At 62.5% G+C, this 24,444-nt stretch carries 23 protein-coding genes, 3 tRNA genes and 3 pseudogenes; 16 read left to right on the top strand and 13 right to left on the bottom strand.

Going from position 1 to position 24,444, the window contains the following annotated elements:
* Positions 1–142 precede the first annotated feature (142 nt).
* From EJ072_RS32030 to EJ072_RS32020, 3 genes are all read left to right on the top strand, one after another.
* The gene (locus EJ072_RS32030) at positions 143–511 is read left to right on the top strand and encodes a GFA family protein (protein ID WP_071036034.1); all 369 of its coding nucleotides are present in this window, start codon (positions 143–145) and stop codon (positions 509–511) included.
* A 136-nt stretch (positions 512–647) separates the two neighbouring features.
* Positions 648–1,298, top strand: a complete 651-nt coding sequence (locus tag EJ072_RS32025) for an OmpA family protein (protein WP_126082833.1) — start codon at positions 648–650, stop codon at positions 1,296–1,298.
* A 248-nt stretch (positions 1,299–1,546) separates the two neighbouring features.
* The gene (locus EJ072_RS32020; RefSeq protein WP_126082832.1) at positions 1,547–2,155 is read left to right on the top strand and encodes a hypothetical protein; all 609 of its coding nucleotides are present in this window, start codon (positions 1,547–1,549) and stop codon (positions 2,153–2,155) included.
* A gap of 79 nt (positions 2,156–2,234) precedes the next feature.
* Here EJ072_RS32020 and EJ072_RS32015 read toward each other — a convergent pair whose 3' ends face one another.
* From EJ072_RS32015 to EJ072_RS31980, 7 genes are all read right to left on the bottom strand, one after another.
* A complete protein-coding gene (locus EJ072_RS32015) occupies positions 2,235–3,773 on the bottom strand; it encodes a DEAD/DEAH box helicase (RefSeq protein WP_189343140.1) in 1,539 nt (512 codons plus the stop codon).
* Positions 3,774–3,963: 190 nt separating this feature from the next.
* Complete coding sequence (locus tag EJ072_RS32010; protein WP_126082831.1) at positions 3,964–4,737, bottom strand: NAD kinase; 774 nt, start codon at positions 4,735–4,737, stop codon at positions 3,964–3,966.
* A gap of 428 nt (positions 4,738–5,165) precedes the next feature.
* On the bottom strand, positions 5,166–5,924 hold the full coding sequence (locus EJ072_RS32000; RefSeq protein ID WP_126082830.1) for an MBL fold metallo-hydrolase: 759 nt from the start codon (positions 5,922–5,924) through the stop codon (positions 5,166–5,168).
* Positions 5,925–5,927: 3 nt separating this feature from the next.
* Positions 5,928–6,992, bottom strand: coding sequence for an ABC transporter ATP-binding protein (locus EJ072_RS31995; RefSeq protein ID WP_126082829.1), 1,065 nt, complete (start codon positions 6,990–6,992; stop codon positions 5,928–5,930).
* Positions 6,989–7,771 carry an ABC transporter permease gene (locus EJ072_RS31990; RefSeq protein ID WP_126082828.1) on the bottom strand — a complete coding sequence of 261 codons (783 nt, stop codon included), beginning with the start codon at positions 7,769–7,771 and terminating at the stop codon, positions 6,989–6,991. The genes EJ072_RS31995 and EJ072_RS31990 overlap by 4 nt, the downstream gene beginning before the upstream one ends.
* Positions 7,772–7,773: 2 nt before the next feature.
* Positions 7,774–8,619, bottom strand: coding sequence for an ABC transporter permease (locus EJ072_RS31985; RefSeq protein WP_126082827.1), 846 nt, complete (start codon positions 8,617–8,619; stop codon positions 7,774–7,776).
* An 8-nt stretch (positions 8,620–8,627) separates the two neighbouring features.
* Positions 8,628–9,710: a spermidine/putrescine ABC transporter substrate-binding protein gene (locus EJ072_RS31980; protein WP_126082826.1), complete on the bottom strand. Its 1,083-nt coding sequence runs from the start codon at positions 9,708–9,710 to the stop codon at positions 8,628–8,630.
* A gap of 93 nt (positions 9,711–9,803) precedes the next feature.
* On the opposite strand from EJ072_RS31980, the gene EJ072_RS31975 reads away from it, so the two are divergent.
* Positions 9,804–10,418, top strand: coding sequence for a TetR/AcrR family transcriptional regulator (locus tag EJ072_RS31975; protein WP_126082825.1), 615 nt, complete (start codon positions 9,804–9,806; stop codon positions 10,416–10,418).
* A gap of 371 nt (positions 10,419–10,789) precedes the next feature.
* Entirely contained in the window at positions 10,790–11,662 is an 873-nt protein-coding gene (locus EJ072_RS31970) for a hypothetical protein (protein ID WP_126082824.1), read from the top strand.
* Between the two features lie 435 nt (positions 11,663–12,097).
* On the opposite strand, the gene EJ072_RS31965 is transcribed toward EJ072_RS31970, so the two are convergent.
* Positions 12,098–12,173, bottom strand: a tRNA-Thr gene (locus EJ072_RS31965).
* 151 nt (positions 12,174–12,324) lie between these two features.
* Between EJ072_RS31965 and EJ072_RS31960 the strand changes: the two genes are divergently transcribed.
* Entirely contained in the window at positions 12,325–12,492 is a 168-nt protein-coding gene (locus EJ072_RS31960) for a hypothetical protein (protein ID WP_095767587.1), read from the top strand.
* A 184-nt stretch (positions 12,493–12,676) separates the two neighbouring features.
* Positions 12,677–12,994: a BA14K family protein gene (locus tag EJ072_RS31955; RefSeq protein WP_126082823.1), complete on the top strand. Its 318-nt coding sequence runs from the start codon at positions 12,677–12,679 to the stop codon at positions 12,992–12,994.
* 488 nt (positions 12,995–13,482) lie between these two features.
* Here the strand turns inward: EJ072_RS31955 and EJ072_RS31950 are convergent, their stop codons facing one another.
* Positions 13,483–13,902, bottom strand: coding sequence for a hypothetical protein (locus EJ072_RS31950; RefSeq protein ID WP_126082822.1), 420 nt, complete (start codon positions 13,900–13,902; stop codon positions 13,483–13,485).
* A gap of 153 nt (positions 13,903–14,055) precedes the next feature.
* Between EJ072_RS31950 and EJ072_RS31945 the strand changes: the two genes are divergently transcribed.
* Entirely contained in the window at positions 14,056–14,415 is a 360-nt protein-coding gene (locus EJ072_RS31945; RefSeq protein ID WP_126082821.1) for a hypothetical protein, read from the top strand.
* Here EJ072_RS31945 and bhcR read toward each other — a convergent pair.
* On the bottom strand, positions 14,412–15,233 hold the full coding sequence (gene bhcR, locus EJ072_RS31940) for an HTH-type transcriptional regulator BhcR (RefSeq protein ID WP_126082820.1): 822 nt from the start codon (positions 15,231–15,233) through the stop codon (positions 14,412–14,414). The genes EJ072_RS31945 and bhcR overlap by 4 nt on opposite strands.
* Positions 15,234–15,436: 203 nt before the next feature.
* On the opposite strand from bhcR, the gene gcl reads away from it, so the two are divergent.
* From gcl to EJ072_RS31925, 3 genes and pseudogenes are all read left to right on the top strand, one after another.
* On the top strand, positions 15,437–17,218 hold the full coding sequence (gene gcl, locus EJ072_RS31935) for a glyoxylate carboligase (RefSeq protein WP_126082819.1): 1,782 nt from the start codon (positions 15,437–15,439) through the stop codon (positions 17,216–17,218).
* Positions 17,219–17,244: 26 nt separating this feature from the next.
* The gene (gene hyi / locus EJ072_RS31930) at positions 17,245–18,042 is read left to right on the top strand and encodes a hydroxypyruvate isomerase (protein WP_126082818.1); all 798 of its coding nucleotides are present in this window, start codon (positions 17,245–17,247) and stop codon (positions 18,040–18,042) included.
* A gap of 91 nt (positions 18,043–18,133) precedes the next feature.
* A pseudogene (locus tag EJ072_RS31925) lies at positions 18,134–19,027 on the top strand (2-hydroxy-3-oxopropionate reductase); the annotation flags it as partial.
* 81 nt (positions 19,028–19,108) lie between these two features.
* Here the strand turns inward: EJ072_RS31925 and EJ072_RS31920 are convergent.
* Positions 19,109–19,971 (bottom strand): annotated as a pseudogene (locus EJ072_RS31920) (RNA methyltransferase).
* Positions 19,972–20,170: 199 nt separating this feature from the next.
* Between EJ072_RS31920 and EJ072_RS31915 the strand changes: the two are divergent.
* Together EJ072_RS31915 and EJ072_RS31910 are read left to right on the top strand one after the other, a co-directional pair.
* Positions 20,171–20,255 (top strand) — tRNA-Tyr (locus EJ072_RS31915).
* Between the two features lie 88 nt (positions 20,256–20,343).
* Positions 20,344–20,417, top strand: a tRNA-Gly gene (locus EJ072_RS31910).
* A gap of 73 nt (positions 20,418–20,490) precedes the next feature.
* Here EJ072_RS31910 and EJ072_RS31905 read toward each other — a convergent pair.
* Positions 20,491–20,946: a YidB family protein gene (locus EJ072_RS31905; RefSeq protein WP_126082816.1), complete on the bottom strand. Its 456-nt coding sequence runs from the start codon at positions 20,944–20,946 to the stop codon at positions 20,491–20,493.
* A 128-nt stretch (positions 20,947–21,074) separates the two neighbouring features.
* On the opposite strand from EJ072_RS31905, the gene EJ072_RS31900 reads away from it, so the two are divergent.
* Positions 21,075–21,332 (top strand): GlsB/YeaQ/YmgE family stress response membrane protein, encoded by a 258-nt coding sequence (locus tag EJ072_RS31900; RefSeq protein ID WP_126061040.1) that lies wholly within the window; start codon positions 21,075–21,077, stop codon positions 21,330–21,332.
* A gap of 72 nt (positions 21,333–21,404) precedes the next feature.
* Here EJ072_RS31900 and EJ072_RS31895 read toward each other — a convergent pair whose 3' ends face one another.
* The gene (locus EJ072_RS31895) at positions 21,405–22,292 is read right to left on the bottom strand and encodes a DMT family transporter (RefSeq protein WP_126083815.1); all 888 of its coding nucleotides are present in this window, start codon (positions 22,290–22,292) and stop codon (positions 21,405–21,407) included.
* A 226-nt stretch (positions 22,293–22,518) separates the two neighbouring features.
* Here EJ072_RS31895 and tuf point away from each other — a divergent pair, with 226 nt between their 5' ends.
* On the top strand, positions 22,519–23,694 hold the full coding sequence (gene tuf / locus EJ072_RS31890) for an elongation factor Tu (RefSeq protein WP_126082815.1): 1,176 nt from the start codon (positions 22,519–22,521) through the stop codon (positions 23,692–23,694).
* A gap of 154 nt (positions 23,695–23,848) precedes the next feature.
* A pseudogene (locus EJ072_RS37130) lies at positions 23,849–24,427 on the top strand (hypothetical protein); the annotation flags it as partial.
* Between the last annotated feature and the right edge of the window lie 17 nt (positions 24,428–24,444).

Genomic DNA, 24,444 nt, shown 5'->3' with positions numbered 1-24,444 from the left:
CTGCTGAAGCTGCTGCCAGACAGTTGTCAGGACGGCTTCTTTATGTTGCCTTGCCACGAAGCAATTCCCAGGAAAAGTGCGAAGCGGTTTTCCGTTCGGAATTGCGTGCAATGCGGGCGGCGGACAACGGAGAGGTGAGTTCATGACCATCAAAGGCAGCTGCCATTGCAAGGCGACAACCTTCGAGGTTGCCGAGGCGCCGCAGACGGTGACGCAATGCACATGCTCGTTCTGCTCGAAGCGCGGGTCGCTGTGGGCCTACTATGTCCCGTCGCAATTCAAGCTCACGAGCCCGCCGGAGAACGTCTCCTTCTATCGCTGGGGCTCGAAGACCGTGAAGCATGGTTTCTGCGCCATTTGCGGTTGCGGCACCTTCACTGAGACGCCTGACTGGTCGACCGGGAAGCCGGATTTCGACAACCCGAAGATCAGCGTCAATTCGCGCCTGTTCGACGATTTCGACCTGGACAAGGTCGAGGTGGTGGTCATCGACGGCAAGAATCTGTGGTAGAGGCGAAGCGGGAACGGCTAGCGGGTTTTGCGGCCGCATTCCCGTTCCGTTTTTCGCCGCATTTCATGCTACAAGGCTGCGGAAGGGCTGATTTGGCGCGGTCGCAAGGGCCGCGAACTGGAGAGGGACCAATCTCATGAAGAAGACCGTGCTCGTCGTCGTGGCGACGGCTGTGCTGGTGAGCGCCTGCACCACCACCGATCCGTATACCGGCGACCAGAAGATTTCCAACACGGCGGCCGGCGCCGGCCTTGGCGCGCTGGCAGGCGCCAGCCTTGGTCTGCTCGCGGGCGGCAATGACCGCCGCAATGCGTTGATCGGCGCCGGCATCGGCGCGCTCGCCGGCGGCGCGATCGGCGCGACCATGGACCAGAACGAGGCCGAGCTTCGCCGTCAGTTGCAGGGCACCGGCGTCAGCGTCACCCGCAGCGGCGACCAGATCATCCTCAACATGCCGTCCGACATCACCTTCAACGTCGACCAGGACGCGGTGAAGCCGGGCTTCTATCCGGTGCTGAATTCGGTCGCGCTGGTGCTGAAGAAGTTCCGCCAGACCACGGTGGACGTGTTCGGCCACACCGATTCGACCGGCGGCGACGAACACAATTTCGACCTGTCGCAGCGCCGCGCGCTCGCCGTCGCCAATTATCTCGCCGGCCAGGGCGTCGATCAGCGCCGCTTCGCCGTCACCGGCTTCGGCAAGACGCGCCCGATCGCATCCAATGCCACGGCCGCCGGCCGCGAGCAGAACCGGCGCGTCGAAATCCAGCTGTCGCCGCTCACCTGAAAGAGCCGCGCCCAACTGCGCACCGCCATCGAAGCAAAACGGTCCCGTAAGGGGCCGTTTTTTGTTGGCGTGTCCAAGGATGGGTCAAAGGTCGTAGGACATTAGCTTGTTCTAATTGATACTTTCCAAATCCAGGGAAAGGACTACCATCCAACTGTTCCAGAGGGGATGGGGCGGTCAAACCGGCCGCGCAATCGCATCTGCCGCCCCGGTCTTGCACGGCCAGATCAAGGATCTGGGAGGAATGCATGACAAGAACAGCTCGCCTCGGGCGCTGCGGCGTCCTCGTTTTGACTGGCCTTTTGGGCGCATGGCTCGGAGCCGCCACAGCCCGGGCAGAGGATGCCAGCAAGGCCGATATCGAAGCCCTGAAGAAATCGCTGGCCAAATATGAAGATTACACCGCCGCCATCCGCGACCTCTATCTGTCGACCGAAGGCTGCGTCTACTATGGCGGCGAGAAGATTGACGGCGCGATGTACTATCCTAAGGGCGCCATGGGTGTCCATTTCGTCAATGTCCCGAGCATCGGCAAGCCGCTCGACCCGATGAAGCCCAACGTCCTGATCTACGAGCCGACGAAGAAGGGTTTGAAGTTGGTCGCCGTGGAATGGCTGGTTCCATTGACGCCGGACGTGAAGGCGGTTCCGACGCTGTTCGGCCAGAAGTTCATGGGACCGATGGAAGGGCACTACCCGCTCATCCCGCGGGAGTTCGTCCACTACGACCTGCATGCCTGGCTGTTCAGGGACAATCCGAACGGCATGTTCACCCCGACGAACCCGAACGTGAAATGCACCAAGGCCGAGTTCCCGATGCTGGAAAAGCCGACCAAGATGATGCCTGGACCGATGTAGGGCAGGGCGTGCCAGCCAGCGCAAAAAAGGAAACGGCCCAAACCGGGCCGTTTTCATGTCTGCTTCTACAGGTGGAGCTTCAGACTTTCGCGACAATTCGCATGAAGGCCGGCACGTCGTCGCCGAAACCGACGGTCGCGTCGTCTTCCTCGCGATGGCGGCCGGGGCGGTCGCGCTGTGGGCGGGCGTCGCCGCGGTGCTCGTGACGGTTGCCCGAACCCTTGCGCTCGTTCTCGGAACGGATCGCGTCCTTGCGGGCGCGGCGTTCGGCGATATCGGCCACTTCAGCGACGGGCTGCTCTTCGCGCACGGGCTCGGGCGTCTCGTCCCGCTTGGCGTGGCGGTCCTTCCGGCGCTCGCCGCGATCCTTGCGGTCCTCGTCCTTGCGGCCGGCGCGACGCGGCGCGCCGCGGCCGCGGCGCGGCTGCTCCTCGCCTTCGCTTTCGGTCACGGTCGACAAGTCGCCGTCATGCCATTCGATCTTGGTGCCGATCAGCCTCTCGATCGCGTCGACATATTTGGTGTCGGAGCGGGTGGCGATGGTGAAGGACTTGCCGGCGCGCCCGGCGCGTCCAGTGCGGCCGATGCGGTGGACATAGTCCTCGGCATGGATCGGCACGTCGTAGTTGAAGACGTGGCTGACATCGGGAATGTCGAGGCCGCGCGCGGCGACGTCAGAGGCGACGAGATAGCGCAGCTTGCCGTCGCGGAAATTGTTGAGCATCTGCATGCGCGCCCGCTGGTCCATGTCGCCATGTAGCGCGCCGGCATCGAAATCATGCTTCAACAGCGACCGGAACAGTTCCGACACCTCGACCTTGCGGTTGCAGAAGATGATGGCGTTCTTCAGGTCGGCGTCTTCGGCCTTGATCAGATTGCGCAGCGTCTCGCGCTTCTCCCAAGGCTTGTTGCCGGACTTCACCAGCCGCTGCGTGATGCTGGTCGCGGTGGAGGCGGCCTTGGAAACCTCGACGCGCACCGGCGCGTGCAGGAACTTCTCGGTGAGCTTGGTGATTTCCGGCGGCATCGTCGCCGAGAAGAACAGCGTTTGGCGCGTGAACGGGATCATCTCGCAGATGCGCTCGATGTCGGGAATGAAGCCCATGTCGAGCATGCGGTCGGCCTCGTCGATGACGAGGATCTCGACGCCGTTGAGCAGGAGCTTGCCGCGCTCGCGATGGTCGAGCAGACGGCCAGGTGTCGCGATCAGCACGTCGGCGCCGCGCTCGAGCTTCTTGTCCTGCTCGTCGAAGGAGACGCCGCCGATCAGAAGCGCGATGTTGAGCTTGTGGTTCTTGCCGTATTTGATGAAGTTTTCCTCGACCTGCGCGGCGAGCTCACGGGTCGGTTCGAGGATCAGCGTGCGTGGCATGCGCGCGCGAGCGCGACCCTTTTCCAATCGCGTCAGCATAGGCAGCACGAAGGAAGCGGTCTTGCCGGTGCCGGTCTGGGCGATGCCCAACACATCCTTGCCGAGCAGCGCATGCGGGATGGCGCCGGCCTGGATCGGAGTCGGCTTGGTGTAGCCGGCATCTGAGACTGCGGAGAGGACCTTGGGCGAAAGGCCAAGGTCCGAAAAGGTCAACGCTTCTTGAACGGTCTGGGTGTCTGAGGACAAGTGTTTGTTGTCTTTGGCTGGTTCGGGAAATCGCAACGCGTGTTGCGGCAGGCGCCGCGCGCCTGCAAGATCGCGGTTGCAGTTAGGCGCAAGTCCGCGATTTGTCAACACAAACAGCCGGAAATCCCGGTGATTGTGAAGACGTAACCTTAATCGCGATGCTTAATCGAACAGGTATCGTTGCGCCGGCTCAGTAGCGGAACTGCTCGGCAAGGATGCGTTCGTTCCAGGAATGGTTCGGATCGAACAGCAAAGTTGCCGTCGCCGTCGGCGATTCCCGCACGGTGACGGAAGCCACCGCCTTGACCTCGGTATGGTCCGCGGCGGCATTCACCGGGCGCTTTTCGGCTTCCAATATGTCGAAACGCACCGTCGCCTTGTTGGACAGCAGCGCCCCGCGCCAGCGGCGCGGCCGGAAAGGGCTGACCGGCGTCAATGCCAGGAGCGGCGCATCGAGCGGCAGGATCGGCCCGTGCGCCGACAGATTGTAGGCCGTCGAGCCGGCGGGAGTGGCGATCATGACGCCGTCGCAGTTCAACTCCTCCAACCGCACTTGGCCGTCGACAGTGATGCGGATCTTCGCGGTCTGGTAGGACTGGCGCCACAGCGCCACCTCGTTGATGGCCGGCGCGGATACGGATTCGCCGTCATGCGTCACGGCGACCATTTCCAGCGGCCGGATCGTCTCGGCAACGGCGTTGGCGATGCGCTCCTCGAGACCGCCTGCGCGATATTCATTCATCAGGAAGCCGATGGTGCCACGGTTCATGCCGTAGACCTTCTTGCCCGTGCTCATCGTCTCGCGCAGCGTCTGCAGTAGAAAACCGTCGCCGCCGAGCGCGATGATGATCTCCGCGTCAGCGACAGGCACCTGCCCATAGCGCGCCGACAGGCTTTCCCGCGCGGCGAGGGCGTCGTCGGTGTCGGAAGAGACGAAGGCGAAACGGCTGGCGGCTTTGCTCATGGCTCCCGGAGGGCGACCGTCTGCGGGGCCGCGCCGGCGACGGCGTAGCATGCGCCGCCCATATCTGTGAAGGGCGGCGTGCCGGCTGGCGGGTCACCAGTCGCGCTTCGTGACAGGCGCGACATGAATGTGATGGCCGCAATGGTTAAGAGGAGGCTTAAACACTCGTAAAGGCGGATCGATCATGTTAGCCGACAGTGGATGGGTTGGCGGGGGCTGGCCAGTCGAGAGACCTGTCTATTGCCGGTAACGCGTCTGATCATAGTCTTCCTGATGATGGGAAGTTTCGCGCTTATGTTCGCCGAACTCGTGCGTCATTCGGAAGAGACGAGCCAGCGGCCGCAGCCGACAGCTTCCCGTTGCGGCGATGCCACGGGTACACCTTGCCCGCAACGGGCGCTGTAGGCTTCGCTTCCCTTATCGCTCGCTCAGCCGCCCTGCAGGTGGCAGCCCGCCTTGCGCTTGCCGGCGACATACTCGTCGATGAGTTGCCGGTAGCGCACCTTGCCGAAGCTTGGGAAATGGCCGCCATGCACGACCGAGACATCGAGCCCGCGCATGGCAAGCAGCGTCCCGACATAGTCCTCGACATTTGAGTGGTAGACGTCGTCGATCAGCGGCCCGTCATAGACGATGTCGCCGGACAAAAGGATGCCGGTCTTCTTCTCGTAAAGCGCGATGCCGCCCGGCGAGTGACCCGGCGTGTGGATGACCTCGAAGGCGCGATCGCCGAGATCGACGATGTCGCCGTGTTCAAGCAACCGGCCGGCCGGCGCGGGCAGGATGCGATAGCGCGCCGTATCCCAGCCTTCCGGTGCGCCGTCGAACATCTCCTCATTGGCGTAGCGATCGGCGACCGTCCATTCGTTGCGCGGATCGGCAAGGATTGCCGCTTCGGCCGAATGCACGCAGCGGTCCGGGAACTCGTGGTGGCAGCCGATATGGTCGAAATGCGTGTGGCTGGCCACGCAGGTGAGCTTGCGCTCGCTGACAAGCGGCACGTGGCTTCTCAGGCTGAAATGGCCAAGCCCGGTGTCGAACAACAGGTCTCGGTCTCGCCCGCGCACATGCCAGATGTTGCAGCGGAAGAACGGCTTGATCCATGGCTCATGGATGAGCGTGATGTCGTCGCCCGTGCGGATGGTTTCGTACCAGTCCGGAGCCTCGATGACCGGAAGCGTGCTCATGGATCAGTCCGCCAGCAGGATGATATCTTGAGCGTTGCACGAAATCGCTATCGTGTCGCGCGCCTGAACGGTGGCGGAAGCGGAAGCCTTGGCGATGAACTGCAGTGCCGGATCCAGCGTCGACGTGGCCAGCACGCGCTTGAAGCTGCCCTGGAAGACGATATCGCCGACCTTGCCGGCGCCGAGCGCGACATTGCCTTTCGCGTCGCCGAGAACCAGGTGCTCCGGCCGGATGGCGAGCGCGACCGTGGTGCCGGCAGTCGATGCGCCGGGCAGCGAGACCGGCCCGGCCGCCGTCGAGACGGTGACGATCCCGTTCTCCGCTTCGGTCACGGTGCCGGCAAGAATGGTGCTTTCGCCCATGAAGGTCGCCGAGAAGCGTGTCTTCGGCCGCGCATAGACGCGCTCGGGCGGGCCTTCGTCCTCGATGCGCCCGTCATTCATCACCACGCAGTGGTCTGCCAGCGCCATCGCTTCTTCCTGATCGTGCGTGACATGGACGAAGGCGGTGCCGACGCGCTTCTGGATCGCCTTCAGCTCATCCTGCATCTGCCGCCGCAGCTTGAGATCGAGCGCGCCGAGCGGCTCGTCTAGCAAAAGCACCGCCGGTTCGATGACCAGCGCACGGGCCAGCGCGACGCGCTGGCGCTGGCCACCGGAGAGCTGGTGCGGCTTCTTGTCGAAGGCGGCCGCCAGCCCGACAAGGGCAAGCGCATCGCGCGCCTTCGCCGCCCGGGTCGCGCCGTCGACGCCCTGCATGCGCAAGCCGAAACCGACATTGCCGCCGACGCTCATATGCGGAAACAGCGCATAATCCTGGAACACGGTGGTCGTCGGGCGCTTGGCCGGCGGCACGGCGGTGCAGTCCGCGCCGCGGATGAACACCTTGCCTTCGCTGGGCGTGACGAAGCCGCCAAGGATCGACAGCAGCGTCGTCTTGCCGGAACCCGACGGCCCAAGCAGGATCGTGTAGCTGCCGGGGTCGATCGCCAGCGAGACGTTCTTCAGCACCGGCAACTGGCCGAAGCGGTGCGAGACGTTGCGGATGTCGACAAGGGGCGCGCTCATGCCGGCTTTCTCCGCAACAGCGTCAGTTCGAAAAACACCACCAGCACGATGGAGACGGCAAAGACCAGCGAGCCGACGGCATTGGTCTTGGGATTGAGGCCGGAACGCAGCAGGTTCCAGATTTCCACCGGCAGCGTCGTCTCGAAGCGGGTGAGCAGGAAGGAGATGACGAACTCGTCCCAGGAAAATGTCATCGACAGGAAGAAGCCGGCGAAGATCGCCGGCGCCATCACCGGCACGGTGATCAGGAGCAGCACCTTCCATTCGGCGGCGCCGAGGTCGCGCGCGGCGCGCTCGATGTTGATCTGGTGGTCGCCCATCTGGCTGTAGATGATGGCGAAGCAGAGCGGCAGGTTGATCACCACATGGCCGATGCCGGCCGCAAGCAGCGATTTCGGCACACCGGCCCAGTTGAACAGCACCAGCAGGCCCATGCCGATGATGAGATAGCTGACGGTGAGCGGCAGCGTGATCAGCCCGCGCAGCAAGGCCGAGCCCGGCAGGACGAAGCGCGCGAAACCCCAGGCGGACAGAAATCCGAGCGTGACCGATGCGAGCGAGGACAGCACCGCCACCAGCAGTGAATTGACCAGCGCTGAGGTGAGCCTCGCGTCTGAAAGCACCGCCTGGTACCAGCGCAGCGACGGGCCGGTGAAAGGCGGTATAGGGAAGGAGGTGGCCTGCAGCGAGAACAGCACCAGCACCACCACCGGCAGGAAGATGAAGCCATAGACGGCGACGGCGTAGAGCCAGGCGGCGAAGCGGACGGCGGCGCGCATCGTCAGGCCCGCTCGATCTTCAGCCAGCGCGCGCAGGCGAGATAGGCGATGGTGACGACAGCCATCAGGATGATCGACAGCGCGGAGGCCAGCGGGAAATCGCCGCGCCGGCCGATCTGCATCATGACCAGCTGCGGCATGACCAGCTCGTTGTTGCCGCCAAGAATCTGCGGCGTGATGTAGTCGCCGATGCAGAGCACGAAGGTAAGGAAGGCGCCGACCATGATGCCGGGCAGGGTCAGCGGCAGCACGACATGCAGGAAGGTCCGCACCGGCCCGGCGCCGAGATCGGCGGCCGCCCTGCGGTAGCTCGGGCTGAGCTGCTTCAGATTGGCGAAGATCGTCAGCGTCAACAGCATGACGAAGAAATGCACGAAGCCGGTGACGGTGGCGAAACGCGTGTTGGCGAGCTGCAGCGGCTCGGCGATGAGGCCCATGCCGGTCAGCGCCCGGTTGATGACGCCGTTCTGCGCCAGCACCAGCAGCCAGGAATAGGAGCGCACGACATAGGAGGTCCAGAACGGCAGCACGGCAAGCATCAGCGCCAGCCGTTGCCAGCGTTGCGGGACCATTTCGGCGAGGATCCAGGCGAAGGGATAGGCGAGCAGGATCGAGATCACGGTGACGATAGCCGTGACCTCCAGTGAGTTCACCATCGACCGCCAATAGGACGGATCGGTGAAGAACTGGCTGTAATTGGCCAAGGTGAAGCCGCCGCCTTCATGCGCGGTGAGGCTGGAAAACCCCATGGCGATGAAGGGCAGCACGAAGAACAGCAGCGTCCACGCCAGCGCCGGCGTGACCAGCGCCCAGGGCAGGGCACGCGAGTTGCTTCCAGAAACACTCATCGGCCGATTTACTGCGCCTGCAGCATCTCGGTCCACATGTCCTGCATCTTCTTGTCGAGGTCGGCGTTCGGCGCCGGATAGGCCTGGGCGCGGGCGAGGAAGCCAGGTTGCTCGTCGAAGCGCAGGATCTTCTTCTGCTCGTCGGTCAGCGCCGCCTTGGTGTTCGCCGGCATGCCCCAGTAGCAGGACGAGGTGGCAAGCCGCGCCTGGCCCTCAGGGCTCATGATGTACTGGATGAATTTCAGCGCCATGTCCTTGTTCTTGGAATCCTTGAACATGGCGAGCGACTGCGACCAGAGCACAGCACCTTCCTTCGGGATCGAGAAGTCGAGCGCCGGATTTTCCTTGGCAAGGCCGGCCGTGACCCACTCGCCGCCGCCGACAAGAACGTCCACCTCGCCGGTGGCCAATGCGGTCTGGCTGGCGGTGACCTCGCCGACCAGCTTGGCATTGGCCTTCATCTTGAGGAGCTCGGCCTTCAGCGCTGGCAGGTCGGCCTCGGTGAGATCGGCGGTCTTCTTGCCGATCGCCAAAGCCGCCATGCCGATCACCGGCAGGTAGTAATCGTAGATCGCGACCTTGCCCTTGTATTTGTCGCTGGTGAGCGAGGCCAGCGACTGCATGTCGGCCGGGTCGACCTTGGTCTTGTTGAAGCCGATCGTGTTGTAGCCGAACTTTTCGGTGATGCCGTAGCGCTTGCCGTCGACGATGGTCGACTTGTCCATCTTCACTTCCGGGAAGAGGTCGGCGAAGGGCAATTTATCCTCGGGCAGCGGCTCGAACAGGCCTTTTTCGACGCCGCGCGGCACGTCGATGGAATCGATCACCATCACGTCCCAGTCGCCGGGTTGCGACTGGTCGACGATGGCCAGCCCCGCTCCGGTGCCTTCGAACTCCTTTACGTTGACCTTGACGTCGTTTGCCTTCTCGAAGGGCTCGAGCAGCGCCGGATCGGAATGGTCGCACCAGATCAGCGCATTGAGATCGGCGGCCTCAGCGCCACCGGCTGCAAGAAGCAGCGCGGCGACCGCGCAAGCGGCTGCGAGATGGGACTTGAGGGTGGAAAGCGGATTGCGGGCGTTGACGGTCATCGAGTGTTCTCCCTGCCTTGCTGGCTTGTTGGAAGAAAAGTTGAACCAATTCTAAAATTGAGTCAATTATGATTTTGTGGCAAAGAGGCCGATATGAGCGGATTGCGCGAACGGCAGAAGGCGGACAGGCACCGCCGCATCATCGATGCGGCCACCGCGCTGTTTCGCGAGGCCGGCTATGAAGGCGCCAAGATCGAGGCGATCGCCGCACAAGCCGAGGTCTCGATCGGCACGATCTATAATTACTACCAGAACAAGGGGGACATCCTCGGCGCCATCGTTTCCATGGAGGTCAACGAGGTGCTGAATGCCGGGCGAGGCGTGGTCGCCAGCCCGCCCGCCAATGTCGGCGACGCGCTCGACACGCTGATCGGCATCTATATCGAGCACTCGCTGAATTACCTCAGCAAGGAGATGTGGCGCCAGGCGATGGCGATTTCGACGCAACTGCCCGACAGCCTCTTCGGCCAGACCTACACCGCGCTCGACCGCGAGCTGACCCGGCAGATCAGCGCGCTGATCGCCCGCCTGCAGCAGATCGGCCTTGTGCGCGCCGACATCGACGGCTCGGCGGTGGGCGAGCTGATCTTCAACAACATGAACATGATGTTCATCGAGTTCGTGAAGCGCGACGAGGCGAGGATACCGGAGCTGAGGGCGGCGATACGAAGGCAGAACCGGGTGCTGGTGGCGGCGATTGGGGTGTGAGCTCGCCGTACGACTATGCTGCGAAGGGCCTGGAGATCCCCATTCGAATGGAAATTTTGGCTTAGCTGTGATGCCGTCAATGTCATTCTTTTATCTTACCCCACATTCCACCTGTGAAGCTATCGGTGTCCGCGATCTGTGAAGCTATCGGTGTCCGCGATCCTCAAAATCTGAACGGGGTCTTTGTTATACCGCAACCCGAACCATCCTTCGTATTCCAACCGGACAGAAAATTCTGCCATCGGTCTCCAGAAGCGCGCCAAAAATATCTCAATTGGATTGGCTAATCTCCGGGTACGTGTCCACTTCCAGAGGCTTACTGGCGGTAAATGCAAGCTAGCAATGCTGCTTAAACGCGCTATGAACGTGGCATGAGTGCGGGCGGAGACGGGGTGATAGATGTTACGCCGCTGGTCGAGGTCGCTCGACCAGCGGGTGAGAACCTGCCATTTATACCCCGCCGTTTCCAGGCTGGCGGTCGGCTTGAGATTGCTGACAGCGCAGGCATCCAAAACACATTTATTACGACTTGTGTCCTTTGCGGTGGGGTGATCGCGGGGGAAGAAGCGTCGCTGGAGCATCCACTTCCGCAATGGCTGCACAAATATGCTGGCGATGTGGGCGAAAGGAAAGCTTCAGCTTTCCGAGTGTCTGAGACCATTCAACCGACTTGGCGTCAGCTTAGCTTAAATTCCCACAAAGAATGCAACAGGTTGTTTGCGCGGAAGATAGAGGACCCATCGATCACGGCTGTGAAAGCCATGGTTGATGGCGGGAGATTGACGTGGACCCAACTTGACGCGGCCTTCGATTGGCTGGACAAGATAAAATCCGCTTCTGCACATATGGCGACCGCGTTGCGTGGTCACAATATTCGACTTGGCTATGGCGATATATCGTTTCCCAACAAACGTGTGGGAGCATTTGATCGACTAGCAATAATTTACAGGATATCAGATGGTAGGCCTCCACTTGACCTGTGGGATTGTCTCAACGATGGTTTTCTGACAACGCCGTCAGCAATCACGCTCCGTGTGAAAGACCTAGTTATCGTGTATTCCAGCAGTACCTTTTTGTTATCAACAGCTTTCGGACTCGGGAAAAGCATGAATCAGAACGGTTCGGCCACGTACATTCCCGGTGCGGGAATTTTCGCCCCGGGCTTTGGAACCCGTTTTTGTCGCATTCCTTCTGCCAAGATTCTAGCCCAACCGATGCGTCGGCAATATCAGAAAGAGGGTTGATTAGATCATAGTCCTGCTCTTCAGAAAAATGGCGATGGCAGGGTTTACGAGCTAATTGGAAGCAGGTGGATTAGGGTAAGAAGTTGCGACTTCTCAGTTCTGCCAAAACTTAACAGTCGGCTGGGATACGCGTTGGCCGCCCTCGAAACTGTCGAATGGATCATCCTTTCTAAAGAGCAAGACGAAGCGCGGTATGGGACGCCTGAAAGTTTCTTCCTAAAGAGCCTTCCTGCGCTGCATGACGAAAAACGACAGCTGATAAAGTATGTAACCGACCTGCGAGGCGGCTTGCCTATATCTGAAAGCGACCGCACAACGGGTCCGTAAAGTGGGTCCGGCCTTCATCATCGGGAGAGATGCGAGAGATCGGCCCCGTTAAGCACGTGCGCGTCAGGGGGCGAGGTATCAAGAAGTCAGGCTGAGTTGTGAAACTTCTGGTGCCCCCGGCAGGGATCGAACCCGCGACCTTCGGTTTACAAAACCGCTGCTCTACCAGCTGAGCTACAAGGGCACGGCGCTCCGGTAGCACATTTCGTGCGCCAGTAAAGACAAAACTCAGTTTTGGCTTGCTGGTGGAGGCTGTGGCTTTGCCGACCTGCTGAAAAGTGGCGCACCGCTTCCTACATCCTGTTCAGGCGCAATCGCATCGAACGGGGTGCCGCATGATCAGATTCGTCATCATCCTGCCGCTCATAGTCGTGACCTGGCTTCTCCTGGTGAAGGTCGTCAGCGATCTGAAGAAGGCCAATATCGACTGGACCGGCGTCGCCACTTTCGTCGGCTTCATCGTGCTCGCCTTCTGGCTGAGGCATGTCACGGGGATGGGATGAGGTGAGCGAATAGCGAATAGCGAATAGAGGACCTCAGTTCTGGTCGCTATTCGCTATTGCCTACGCGCTATTCGCTACTCCCTTGGAAAAAATCTCAAAAAATCTTCGAACCTTTCTCGATGCCACGGCGACAGACGATCAAGAGGCGGATGGTTCGCCTCTCCAACGAAACCAGGAGATCGTCATGTTCAAGCGCACCATCGTTTCCGGCCTCATCGCCACCACCGTCGCCGCCGGCTCGCTCGTCGGCACCGTCCAGCCTTCGGCCGCCCACGGCCATCATCACCGCCGCGAGCTCGGCATCGGCATCGCCGCCGGCGTCGGCGGCTTCGTGCTCGGCAGCCTGCTCGCCCAGCAGCAGCCCCGCACCGTCTATGTCGAGGAAGGCGGCTATGAAGGTTCCTGGCATGTTCGCCGCTGCATGGCCCGCTACGGCAGCTATGACCCGGATACGAACACCTATATCGGCTACGACGGTTACCCGCACTATTGCCATCTGTAAGAGAAGGCGGGCCAGGAAAGAGGGGCTGCACGCGGCCCCTTTTCTTGCGTTCGAGCGTTAGACACCAGTTCCCAGCACAGGGATTTTGACTGGTCGGCTATGTTTATGTTGCGCATGCCTTGGAGATTGGCCGAAACGCCACTCAGTCGTCATCCACGGGCGGAGCAAGGAGCGAAGCGACGCGCGCAGACCCGAGGATCCATTCCGTGATGCATGAGCGCTGCCGCGGTGCAGAATTCTGCTCCGCTGCACTCTTAACCACGGTCACGGAATGGATTCCAGGGTCTCCGCGACGCCGCTTCGCGGCTGCTCCGCCCAGGGATGACGAGGTTGGAAGGCTTCGGCCAATCCTTGGCGTTTGCGCTGATTTCCCGGAAAGGAACGGTGAAAATCGTGCCCGTCGACAAACGGCAGCTTTCAAAATCCCTGTGCAGTGCCACCAGCCTAACTGGCTTGGTTAAGCGAACAGCTTTCCCGCCCCGACCGATTTAGGAATTGGGCTTCAGCTCCGGCATCGCCAGTCCGGCCGCCTTGCAGGCGCCGCTGACTGAGGCGTCATTTATCGCGACGAGTTCGAAACTGTTTCCGGCATCGGGATAGATCTTGCCGATGAAAGGCTCGTTGCCGCCCGAAGAACCCTTGTCGTCGACATAGCCGCACACCACGATTTCGTGGCGGCCGTTCAAACTGCGTTCTCCGGCGAGCATCGTTCGGAACTTGGCGGCGAGCGGGTTCTTCAGGTGCTGGCGGACGCCGGCGGTGACGATCTCCTCCATCGCCAGCGAGATCGGAACAGGATCGACCAGCGGGTTGCCGCTGGGATTGCCGATGGGTTCGACCGGCGCCGGTGCCGCCGCCACGCATCCGCAAAGCGAAGCGGCGGATAGAAGGACGACTGTTTTCCGCATGCGTGCCCTTTCGCACGCATCCCGACGCCCCGGCAAGATGGTCAAGCCGGTGGTCCGGCCTATGCCCGGTCGGATCCTGCCAGGCATCCAGCGATGTACAGCGATTTTGCAAGCGTTTAGTCTGGCTTTGGCGCCAATCGAGGGGAGGGTGGCATGGACCAGCAGGATCCCAAGGAAGAACGGGTCGAACCAGTTTTCCGCAACGGCACCATCACCATCGTCGGCATCCTGCTTGCGTTCTCGCTAGGCTTCATCACGCATTGGGCGGCCAACCCGATCCCATGGCAGACCTACCACCTGGTCGCCGTCCTGCCGATCCTGGTCGGCATTGCGCTGCAGATCCGGGCGCTCGCCATCCTGCTCGACATCAAATCCCTGCAGCGAAGCGTTCATGACCGCGCCAGTCGGATATTTATCGCCGGCCTTATCCTGGCGGCCTGCGGCGTCGGGTTGGCCATCCTGCTCGATTTCTTCGACATATCGGCCAAGAGCGCCTTGCCGGGCGTGTCCTAATACGCTTTCACGCCCCCGATCATCTTCGTCACCTCGACCGCGGCGTCGTGCACCAGCGGGCCGATTTCGGCCAGCCGCTCGGGCGTGACCCGCACCGTCGGGCCGGACACCGAAATGCCGCCGATCGGCTCGCCATATTCGTTGAAGATGGCCGCGGCCACGCAGCGCATGCCCGGGTGGCGTTCCTCGTCGTCCACGGACCAGCCGCGATGCTTGATGGTGGCGAGATCGTGGGCGAGGGCCGAGATGTCGGAAAGCGTCTTGTCGGTGTAGCGCTGCAGGCCTGCCTTGCGCAGGATCGCGGCTACCCGTTCCGGCTCGAGATGCGCCAGCACTGCCTTCCCGATGCCGGAAGCATGGAAGGGGCTGCGTGTGCCCGGCCGGAAGAAGGCGCGGATCGCCTGATGCGTCTCGACCTGGCTGACGAAGACGACGCAATCATCCTCGGCGACCCCCAGATTGGCGGTCTCGCCGGTCTTCTCCATCAGCTCCTGCATGACGATGCGGGCGCGGTCGACCAGCTTGCGCCGCCGCAGGAAGGCGGCCCCCATGCGATAGGTCTCGACGCCGACCGACCAGAGCTGGTCGGTCGTATCGAACTCGACCATGCCGTGGTTTTCCAGGGTCGTCAGCATACGATAGGCGGTGGAGGCGGCAATGCCGCTTTGCGCGGCGATTTCGCTGAGCGACAGGCCGCTGGCCTCGGCGACGATAGCGAGGATGCGCAGCGCCCGGTCGAGCGACTGCACCGACGCCGCTTCGGATGGACCATTGAAGGCGCGCGGCCGGCCGCGCTGGCGTTTTTCCGTCGTTTCCATAGGCGGCATTCTCGCTGAATTCGCGCGAGGTGCAATGAAAAAGTTTTTCATCGTTCTGGCAGGGTGAATTTCTGGAAAACCGAAAATGACGTGAATTCAACGGGTAAACGCCGTTTGCTAGAAATGAAAAAATATTCTGAAAAAATTGAAAAATCGAACGCGCGCTGTCACTATCAAGCCAACCAACGAAATGGAGGCTTGCAATGGCCAGGATGCGCGCTGTCGACGCGGCGGTTCTCGTTCTCGAAAAGGAAGGCATCACCAATGCCTTCGGCGTGCCGGGCGCGGCGATCAACCCGCTCTATTTGGCGCTGAAGGCGCGCGGCACCATCCGCCATGTGCTTGCCCGCCATGTCGAGGGCGCCTCGCATATGGCCGAAGGCTATACGCGCGCTAAGCCCGGCAATATCGGCCTCTGCATCGGCACGTCCGGTCCGGCCGGCACCGACATGATCACCGGCCTCTACTCGGCCTCGGCGGACTCCATCCCGATCCTCTGCATCACTGGGCAGGCGCCGCGCGCCCGGCTGAACAAGGAGGATTTCCAGGCCGTCGACATTGCTTCGATCGCCGCGCCCGTCGCCAAATGGGCGGTCACCGTCATGGAACCTTACCTGGTGCCGATGGCGCTGCAGAAGGCGTTCCACCTGATGCGCTCCTCGCGCCCCGGGCCGGTGCTGGTCGACCTGCCGCTCGACGTCCAGCTTGCCGAGATCGAGTTCGACATCGACGCCCATGAGCCGCTCGCGCCCTTCAAGCCGGCGATGACACGCGCCCAGGCCGAGAAGGCGCTTTCGATGCTCAACGAAGCGGAAAAGCCGCTGATCGTCGCCGGCGGCGGCATCATCAATGCCGATGCATCCGACCTCTTGATCGAGTTCGCCGAAGTCACCGGCGTGCCGGTCATCCCGACGCTGATGGGCTGGGGCGCGATCCCCGACGACCATCGGCTGATGGCCGGCATGTGCGGCCTGCAGACGTCGCACCGCTACGGTAACGCGACGATGCTGGCGTCAGACTTCGTCTTCGGCATCGGCAACCGCTGGGCCAACCGTCACACCGGCTCGGTCGACGTCTACACCAAGGGCAAGAAATTCATCCATGTCGACATCGAGCCGACGCAGATCGGCCGCGTCTTCGCGCCGGATCTCGGCCTCGTCGCGGATGCAGGTGCCGCGCTGAAGATCCTGCTCGACGTCGCCACCGAATGGCGCACGGCCGGCAGGCTGCGGGACTGGTCGGGCTGGGCCAAGGAATGCCAGCAGCGCAAGAAGACGATGAAGCGCAAGACGCATTTCGAGCAGGTGCCGCTGAAGCCGCAGCGCGTCTATGAGGAGATGAACAAGGCCTTTGGCCGCGACACGACCTATGTCACCACCATCGGCCTGTCGCAGATCGCCGGCGCGCAGTTCCTGCATGTCTACAAGCCGCGCAACTGGATCAATTGCGGCCAGGCCGGACCGCTCGGCTGGACGCTGCCGGCAGCCCTCGGCGTGCGCGCCGCCGATCCGGATCGCGCCATCGTCGCGCTCTCGGGCGACTACGACTTCCAGTTCATGATCGAGGAACTGGCGGTCGGCGCCCAGCACAAGCTGCCTTACATCCATGTCGTCGTGAACAACGCCTATCTCGGCCTGATCCGCCAGGCGCAGCGCGGCTTTTCGATGGATTACGAGGTGAGCCTCGCCTTCGAGAACGTCAACCGCGCAGGCGATCCGGAGGCGGGCTACGGCGTCGATCATGTCGCCGTCGCCGAGGCGATGGGCTGCAAGGCGGTCCGCGTGAAGAAGCCCGAGGAATTCGCCGGCGCCTTCAAGGAAGCGCAGCGGCTGATGAAGGAGCATCAGGTTCCGGTGGTGCTGGAATTCATCCTCGAGCGCGTCACCAACATTTCGATGGGCACCGAAATCGACAAGATCACGGAATTTGAGGAACTTGCCGAGAGCCATGAGGATGCGCCGACGGCCATCGTCATGTTGGATTGAGTTCAGGCGGAACGAAGGAGAAAAGAATGCCGCGTTTTTCAGCCAACCTGTCCATGCTCTTCGGCGAGCATGAATTCCTCGATCGCTTTGATGCCGCCGCCCGCGCGGGCTTCAAGGGCGTCGAATATATCGGCCCCTATGATCACGCGCCGGACGTCGTCGCGGCGCGCCTGAAGAAGAACGGCCTGAGCCAGGTTCTTTTCAACCTGCCGGCCGGCGACTGGGGCAAGGGCGAGCGCGGCATTGCCGTGCTGCCGGACCGGGTGCCGGAATTCCGCCAGGGCGTCGCCAAGGCGATTACCTATGCGCATGCGCTGGGCTGCGAGCAAGTCAACTGCCTCGCCGGCATCGCGCCCCAGGGCGTCGATCGCGCTGTGCTGGAAAACGTCTTTGCCGAAAACCTGGCCTTCGCGGCCGAGAAGCTGGAACAAGCCGGCATCAGGCTGCTGATCGAGCCGATCAACACCCGCGACATTCCGGGCTTCTTCCTGAATTACTCCGACCAGGCCTTGGCGCTGATCGACCGCATCGGCTCGAAGAACCTCTATTTGCAATACGACATCTATCACATGCAGATCATGGAGGGGGATCTCGGCCGTACCATCGAGGCGAACCTTAGCCGCATCGCGCATATCCAGCTTGCGGACAATCCCGGCCGTCACGAGCCGGGGACGGGCGAGATCAACTATCCCTTCCTTTACGACCACATCGACCGCATCGGCTATTCCGGCTGGATCGGCGCCGAATACAAGCCGAAGGCGGGCACAGAGGCCGGACTCGGCTGGTTCAGCGAATTCGCCGGGCAGGGGAGCGCGGCGGCTTAGAGCCGACGCCGAAACTGCCAATCTCCCCCAAGTGGGGGAGATGTCCGGCAGGACAGAGGGGGCGCCGTAGAACGCGGCTTGCCAAAAGACGGAGACACAAATGGAAACCATCGGCTTCATCGGCCTCGGCATCATGGGCGCGCCGATAGCGGGGCATCTCCTCGACGCCGGCCATACGGTCGTTGCCAGCGACCACCGCTCCAAGCCGCCGGCTGATCTCGTCGCCAAGGGGCTGAAGTCAGTCACCGGCCACAATGCGGTGGCCAAGGTCGCCGACATCATCATCACCATGGTGCCAGACACCCCGCAGGTCGCAGATGTTCTCTTCGGCGAGAGCGGCGTCGCCGCTGGCTTGTCTAAGGGCAAGCTCGTCATCGACATGAGCTCGATCTCGCCCATCGCCACCAAGGAATTCGCCAGGAAGATCAACGATCTCGGCTGCGATTATCTCGACGCGCCGGTGTCGGGCGGCGAGGTCGGCGCCAAGGCCGCCTCGCTCACCATCATGGTCGGCGGCGGGGAAAAGGCCTTCGAACGCGCCAGGCCGGTCTTCGAGAAGATGGGCAAGAACATCACCCTCGTCGGCCCGAACGGCGTTGGCCAGACCACCAAGGTGGCCAACCAGATCGTGGTGGCGCTCACCATCGAAGCCGTCGGCGAAGCCCTCGTCTTTGCCTCGAAGGCCGGCGCCGACCCTGCAAAAGTCAGGCAGGCGCTGATGGGCGGGCTCGCCGCCTCGCGCATCCTCGAAGTGCATGGCGAGCGCATGATCAAGCGCACCTTCGCGCCTGGCTTCCGCATCGAGTTGCACCAGAAGGACCTCAACCTCGCGCTGGAAGGCGCGAAAGCGCTTGGCGTCTCGCTACCTAACACCTCGACCACGCAGCAGCTCTTCAATTCCTGCGCCGCCAATGGCGGCGCCAAGGAGGACCACTCGGCGCTGGTGAGAGCGCTGGAGCGGATGGCGGCCCACGAAGTGGGCTAGCCAGTAGCGAATAGGGAGTAGCAAGTAGGGATTGCAGGCCGGCACCTCGCGGTGTTCCGCCTATTCGCTATTCGCTATTCGCTATTCGCTATTCGCTAGGAATTTCCTTGCCGCATAAAGGCTCACCGCCGCCGCATTCGACACGTTGAGCGAATGGATGGCGCCCGGCATGTCGAGGCGGGCGAGCGCGGCCACCGTCTCGCGGGTTTTTTGCCGCAGGCCCTTGCCTTCCGCGCCCAGCACCAACGCGATCTTTTGGCCGTCGAATGTCTTTTCGAGCTCGGCCGGTCCTTCGGAATCAAGTCCGATCGTCTGGAAACCGGCCTCGTGCAGCTGCCCCAGCGCATCGGCGAGGTTCTTCACCTCGATCTGGTCGATATGCTCCAGGGCCCCGGACGCGGATTTCGCCAGAACGCCGGATTCCTGCGGGCTGTGGCGTGCAGTCGTGATCAGCGCGCCGGCGCCGAAAGCGACGGCGGAGCGCAGGATCGCGCCGACATTGTGCGGGTCCGTCACCTGGTCGAGCACAAGCACCAGCCTTGTGTCGCCGAGCGCGTCGAGGCGCTTGGGCTTCAGCGGCTCGGCCTCGATCAGCACGCCCTGATGCACGGCGTCCGACCCGGTGATCCTGTCGATCTCCTTCGGCTCGACCAACTCGGCCTTGAAGGGTAGGGCGGCAAGCTCGCCGATCGAAAGCCGCTCCGCCGCGTTGCGGGTCACCAGCATCTTTTTGATCTTGCGGCGCGGATTGTCGAGGGCGGCCCGCACCGTGTGCAGGCCGTAAAGCCGCACCAGCCCGTCGCCAGGCCCTTCCCCGGCGGCACCGGCTGGCGCGGCCGGAATGCCGGCGCACCGCCCGCCTTCTGGTCTCGATGCGCGCGCCTCAGCTTGGCGTAGTGGGTGTCCTTGCGCGTGCCGGGCTTGGTGCTTTTATCGTCGTTCATGCGGGCTTCTATAGCCGTCCCGCCCGGCTAAGGATATGGGCTCAAGAAATGAATGCCGGACATCCTCGAAAAACCCTGGCCGCGCCGGTTGACACCCACCGGCCTTGCCGCCATAAGGCGCATCGCTGATTTCGGAGAAGATCTTACTCGGGCTCCGGATCGGCGCGAATGCCTCGTTGCATGGCTCCGGCGGCAGACTGGAGAGGTGCCCGAGTGGTTAAAGGGGACGGACTGTAAATCCGTTGGCTTAGCCTACGTTGGTTCGAATCCAACCCTCTCCACCACTGCCGGCCCGGAAGCCCTGAAACGAAAAGTCTCGGACCGAAAAGTGCATGGCGCTTTTCGGGTGAATCCGGTACCTCAGTGCAAGGCGCGGGTATAGCTCAGTGGTAGAGCAGCAGCCTTCCAAGCTGAATATGCGGGTTCGATTCCCGCTACCCGCTCCAGATTGCTTCTCTGCTGTCTGACAAAGAAACGCCGCCCACCATGGCGCGCGGCGCGTTCTCATCTGTTCAGCTCTCAGCTGTTGAAGGCCGAGGCGACCTGATGGTTCTGCGGGATCTGGCCGTTCGGCGTCAGCTTGTCGACGATGCCGGGCAGCGCCGTGGAGAGCTGCTGCAGCAGTTCCTGCTCGTTCATGCCTGTGCGCTGGGCGATCTCGCGGATCACCGCCGGCCCGAGCGCCGAGCCTAGATCGCCCGGATTGATCGGCTGGTTCTGGCCGGTCCCGACCCAGGAGTCGGCGACATTGCCGTGGCCGGCATCCTTGAGCTTGTCGAGCAGGCCACCTAGCCCGCCGAGCAAGCCGCCATCGGCGGACGCGCCGGTTCCGGCAGGCGCGGGCGCCGGCGCTTGCGGCGCGGCCGGTTCCTCGCTTCTGCCGCTCAGCATCCTGCCGACCAAAAGCGCGCCGAGCGCGATCATCAGAGGTTTGGTGATATTCCCGCCGGGAACGGCATTGTCGAACAGGCCCATCGTGGATCTCCTTGTCCAGCCAAGTCCGCCCGTCCCCAGAATGGCGCAAACAGGCGGAATTTCAAGCTGTCTTGAGCTTTTGACAATCATATGACCATGATGGGGGGCGGGGGTATTTGGAGGGAATTATGGGCATCATCAGCTGGATCATTCTGGGCCTTATCGCCGGCTTCATCGGCAGCAAGATCGTCAACAAGACCGGCCAGGGCATGATCATGGACATTGTGCTCGGCATCGTCGGCGCCATCGTCGGCGGGCTGATCTTCAGCGCTTTCGGCTCGGCCGGTGTCACCGGCCTAAACATCTGGAGCCTGATCGTGGCCGTCATCGGCTCGATCGTCGTGCTCTGGGCCTATCACCAGATTTCGGGCAAGCGCACGCTGTAGGCCAAGAAAGTCGCAGCCGGCCGGGCTGCTGGGAGTCGATCCTGTCGGATCGGCCCAGATTGATGCGCGTCGTCAGGCGACCATGGCCAATCGGCGCTTCCTCTCGTCGAGAGAGACGATCACAAGGCCGCTGACCATGACCAGCAGGATGCCGCAGACGGCGAGCGCGTTGGGAAACTGCCCGAACACCAGCAGCCCCGAAATGACTGCCCAGACGGTGAAGCAGTAATAGAAGGGCGCCACCGCGCTTGTCGGCCCGACGCGGTAGGCCATGAAGATGAAGAAATGGCCGAAGATCAGGAACAGGCCGGCACCCGCGATCAGCAGCAGATGGCGTCCTTCGGGCATCATCCATTGCTCGGAGACCAGATGCGCCGCGCCTGAGCCGACCAGCACCACCAGGACGGCGGAGATGGCGACGATCATGCCGGGCACCTCGGCGCTCACCTTGCGGCCGGCTATGTCGCGCACCGCCGCAAAGGCGGCGTTGCCGAGCGCCAGCAGCGCATAGACCGAAATGCCCTGCATGGTCGGCTGCGCCACCATGAGCGCTCCGACAAAGCCAAGGCCGATCAGCGCCATGCGCGTTGCGCCGATCCTTTCGCCGAACAGCATTGAGGAGCCGACCAGCACGAGGAGCGGCGTGATCTGGCCGAGCGCGGTGGAATCCGCGATCTGCATGTTCGCCAGGGCGACGACGTAGCAGAGGATCGCCAGGAGCTCGAACAGGTTGCGGCGCAGCACCTTGCGTTCGAAGAGCAGCGGGATCTGCCTGGCATAACCCAGCATCAGAAGCAGCGGTACACCCCACGCTGTGGCCGCCGCGCCGCGCAGCAGCAGCACCTCATAGGGCGGCAGCCCGGCGGTCGCGAGCTTCATCATCGTGTCGTTGACGAGGTAGGACCCCGTCGAGACGACCATGAACAGCGGGCCGCGGATATTGGATGGAATGACCTGCATGCCGCCGACAAGATCAGAGCGGCGCGGCGGCGGCAATGGGCCAGCCTGGAGCCTTTGATTTTACGCGCGGCAGCCCTATATCCGCCCACATCCCCTGAAATCGACCGTCGGTTCGGGTCGAGCGGGAATCCGCTCAGCCACAAGGTACTTGTGTTTTTCGGCCGTTGTCGCTAATCGCCCCGCATTCGACTGAACTGAAGGTCAAGGCCGTCCAAGGAAAGAGACTATGGCAAAAGGTAAATTCGAGCGCACCAAGCCGCATGTGAACATTGGCACGATCGGTCACGTCGATCATGGCAAGACGTCGCTGACGGCGGCGATCACGAAGTATTTTGGCGAATACAAGCGCTATGACCAGATCGACGCAGCACCCGAAGAGAAGGCGCGCGGCATCACGATTTCGACGGCTCACGTCGAGTATGAGACGGCCAACCGTCACTATGCCCACGTCGACTGCCCCGGCCACGCCGACTATGTGAAGAACATGATCACCGGTGCCGCCCAGATGGACGGCGCGATCCTGGTCGTGTCGGCCGCTGACGGCCCGATGCCGCAGACCCGCGAGCACATCCTGCTTGCCCGTCAGGTCGGTGTGCCTTCGATCGTGGTGTTCCTCAACAAGGTCGATCAGGTCGACGACGCCGAGCTGCTCGAGCTGGTCGAGCTCGAGGTTCGCGAGCTTCTGTCGAAGAATGAGTTCCCCGGCGACGACATTCCGATCGTCAAGGGCTCGGCGCTGGCCGCTCTCGAGGATTCGAACAAGACCATCGGCGAGGACGCCATCCGCGAGCTGATGGCTCAGGTCGACGCCTACATCCCGACGCCGGTGCGTCCGCTGGACAAGCCGTTCCTGATGCCGATCGAGGACGTGTTCTCGATCTCGGGCCGCGGCACGGTCGTCACCGGCCGCGTCGAGCGCGGCGTGGTCAAGGTCGGCGAGGAACTGGAGATCGTCGGCATCCGTCCGACCACCAAGACGACCTGCACGGGCGTGGAGATGTTCCGCAAGCTGCTCGACCAGGGCCAGGCCGGCGACAACATCGGCGCGCTGCTGCGCGGCATCGACCGCGAGGGCGTCGAGCGCGGCCAGGTTCTGGCCAAGCCGGGCTCGGTGAAGCCGCACAAGAAGTTCGTGGCCGAAGCCTACATCCTGACCAAGGACGAAGGCGGCCGTCACACGCCGTTCTTCACCAACTACCGTCCGCAGTTCTACTTCCGCACGACGGACGTGACGGGCATCGTGACGCTGCCGGCCGGCACCGAGATGGTGATGCCCGGCGACAACATCACCGTCGACGTCGAGCTGATCGTGCCGATCGCGATGGAAGAGAAGCTGCGCTTCGCCATCCGTGAAGGCGGCCGCACCGTCGGTGCAGGCATCGTCGTCACCATCAAGGAGTAATCGATCCGGCCGTTGCCGGTTCGACAAGGGAAAGGGCGGTCTTCGGGCCGCCCTTTTCGTTTGGAAGCAGTATCGGGCCGGCAAGCTCAATTCTGTTGCAAGCATCGCCTTTGGCGCCGCCGCAAAGGAGGATCCGCCCGATCTCGGTCCGACGATGCGCTTCGTGGTGGTGAGGAGCAGCGCGACGGGCTGCGAGCCGAATTGCCCGGAATGGATTTCCGCCGAAGGCACGATCGAGGCCGGCACGCCGGCGCTGTTCAGGCGCTTGCTGAAGACGCTCGATGGGAGGCAACTGCCGATCGTCGTCAATTCTCCCGGCGGCAATGTCGATGCCGCGCTCCAGCTTGGCCGCATGATCCGCAAGAACAAGCTCGATATCGCGGTCGGCATCACGGAGTTTTCCGGCTGCTCGCCGGGGATGAAGAACTGCCGGGGCGACGACGCCAGGCAGCAGCCCTATTCCGGCGTCGCTTACGACAGCGGCGCGATGTGCAATTCGGCCTGTCCGCTGATGTTTGCCGGCGGCATCCGCCGCGTCGTTGGCGAATGGGCCTATCTCGGTGTCCACCAGATCACCACGACCTTCCGGCGTGAAAAACTGCTCTACCGCACCACCTATCGGATCGTGAACGGCAAGAAGAAGATCATCGGCACCAGGGTCGTCAGCCGCAAGAATGCCGGCAGCTACAAGACCTATGAGACGTTTCGTTCAAAAATCATTTTGCGGCGGCTTATCCGGCTCGGGCTGGC

This window comes from Mesorhizobium sp. M2A.F.Ca.ET.046.03.2.1, assembly GCF_003952425.1.
Lineage (GTDB): Bacteria > Pseudomonadota > Alphaproteobacteria > Rhizobiales > Rhizobiaceae > Mesorhizobium.
The sequence above is the reverse complement of the archived record's forward strand: the minus strand, read 5'-3'. Positions and strand labels throughout refer to the sequence as shown.

Excerpts from the sequence above, each read along its gene's own strand:
- EJ072_RS32030 (WP_071036034.1), top strand. The coding sequence starts at position 143 with ATGACCATCAAAGGCAGCTGCCATTGCAAGGCGACAACCTTCGAGGTT.
- EJ072_RS32025 (WP_126082833.1), top strand. The coding sequence starts at position 648 with ATGAAGAAGACCGTGCTCGTCGTCGTGGCGACGGCTGTGCTGGTGAGC.
- EJ072_RS32020 (WP_126082832.1), top strand. The coding sequence starts at position 1,547 with ATGACAAGAACAGCTCGCCTCGGGCGCTGCGGCGTCCTCGTTTTGACT.
- EJ072_RS32010 (WP_126082831.1), bottom strand. The coding sequence starts at position 4,737 with ATGAGCAAAGCCGCCAGCCGTTTCGCCTTCGTCTCTTCCGACACCGAC.
- EJ072_RS32000 (WP_126082830.1), bottom strand. The coding sequence starts at position 5,924 with ATGAGCACGCTTCCGGTCATCGAGGCTCCGGACTGGTACGAAACCATC.
- EJ072_RS31995 (WP_126082829.1), bottom strand. The coding sequence starts at position 6,992 with ATGAGCGCGCCCCTTGTCGACATCCGCAACGTCTCGCACCGCTTCGGC.
- EJ072_RS31990 (WP_126082828.1), bottom strand. The coding sequence starts at position 7,771 with ATGCGCGCCGCCGTCCGCTTCGCCGCCTGGCTCTACGCCGTCGCCGTC.
- EJ072_RS31985 (WP_126082827.1), bottom strand. The coding sequence starts at position 8,619 with ATGAGTGTTTCTGGAAGCAACTCGCGTGCCCTGCCCTGGGCGCTGGTC.
- EJ072_RS31980 (WP_126082826.1), bottom strand. The coding sequence starts at position 9,710 with ATGACCGTCAACGCCCGCAATCCGCTTTCCACCCTCAAGTCCCATCTC.
- EJ072_RS31975 (WP_126082825.1), top strand. The coding sequence starts at position 9,804 with ATGAGCGGATTGCGCGAACGGCAGAAGGCGGACAGGCACCGCCGCATC.
- EJ072_RS31970 (WP_126082824.1), top strand. The coding sequence starts at position 10,790 with ATGAGTGCGGGCGGAGACGGGGTGATAGATGTTACGCCGCTGGTCGAG.
- EJ072_RS31960 (WP_095767587.1), top strand. The coding sequence starts at position 12,325 with ATGATCAGATTCGTCATCATCCTGCCGCTCATAGTCGTGACCTGGCTT.
- EJ072_RS31955 (WP_126082823.1), top strand. The coding sequence starts at position 12,677 with ATGTTCAAGCGCACCATCGTTTCCGGCCTCATCGCCACCACCGTCGCC.
- EJ072_RS31950 (WP_126082822.1), bottom strand. The coding sequence starts at position 13,902 with ATGCGGAAAACAGTCGTCCTTCTATCCGCCGCTTCGCTTTGCGGATGC.
- EJ072_RS31945 (WP_126082821.1), top strand. The coding sequence starts at position 14,056 with ATGGACCAGCAGGATCCCAAGGAAGAACGGGTCGAACCAGTTTTCCGC.
- bhcR (WP_126082820.1), bottom strand. The coding sequence starts at position 15,233 with ATGGAAACGACGGAAAAACGCCAGCGCGGCCGGCCGCGCGCCTTCAAT.
- gcl (WP_126082819.1), top strand. The coding sequence starts at position 15,437 with ATGGCCAGGATGCGCGCTGTCGACGCGGCGGTTCTCGTTCTCGAAAAG.
- hyi (WP_126082818.1), top strand. The coding sequence starts at position 17,245 with ATGCCGCGTTTTTCAGCCAACCTGTCCATGCTCTTCGGCGAGCATGAA.
- EJ072_RS31905 (WP_126082816.1), bottom strand. The coding sequence starts at position 20,946 with ATGGGCCTGTTCGACAATGCCGTTCCCGGCGGGAATATCACCAAACCT.
- EJ072_RS31900 (WP_126061040.1), top strand. The coding sequence starts at position 21,075 with ATGGGCATCATCAGCTGGATCATTCTGGGCCTTATCGCCGGCTTCATC.
- EJ072_RS31895 (WP_126083815.1), bottom strand. The coding sequence starts at position 22,292 with ATGCAGGTCATTCCATCCAATATCCGCGGCCCGCTGTTCATGGTCGTC.
- tuf (WP_126082815.1), top strand. The coding sequence starts at position 22,519 with ATGGCAAAAGGTAAATTCGAGCGCACCAAGCCGCATGTGAACATTGGC.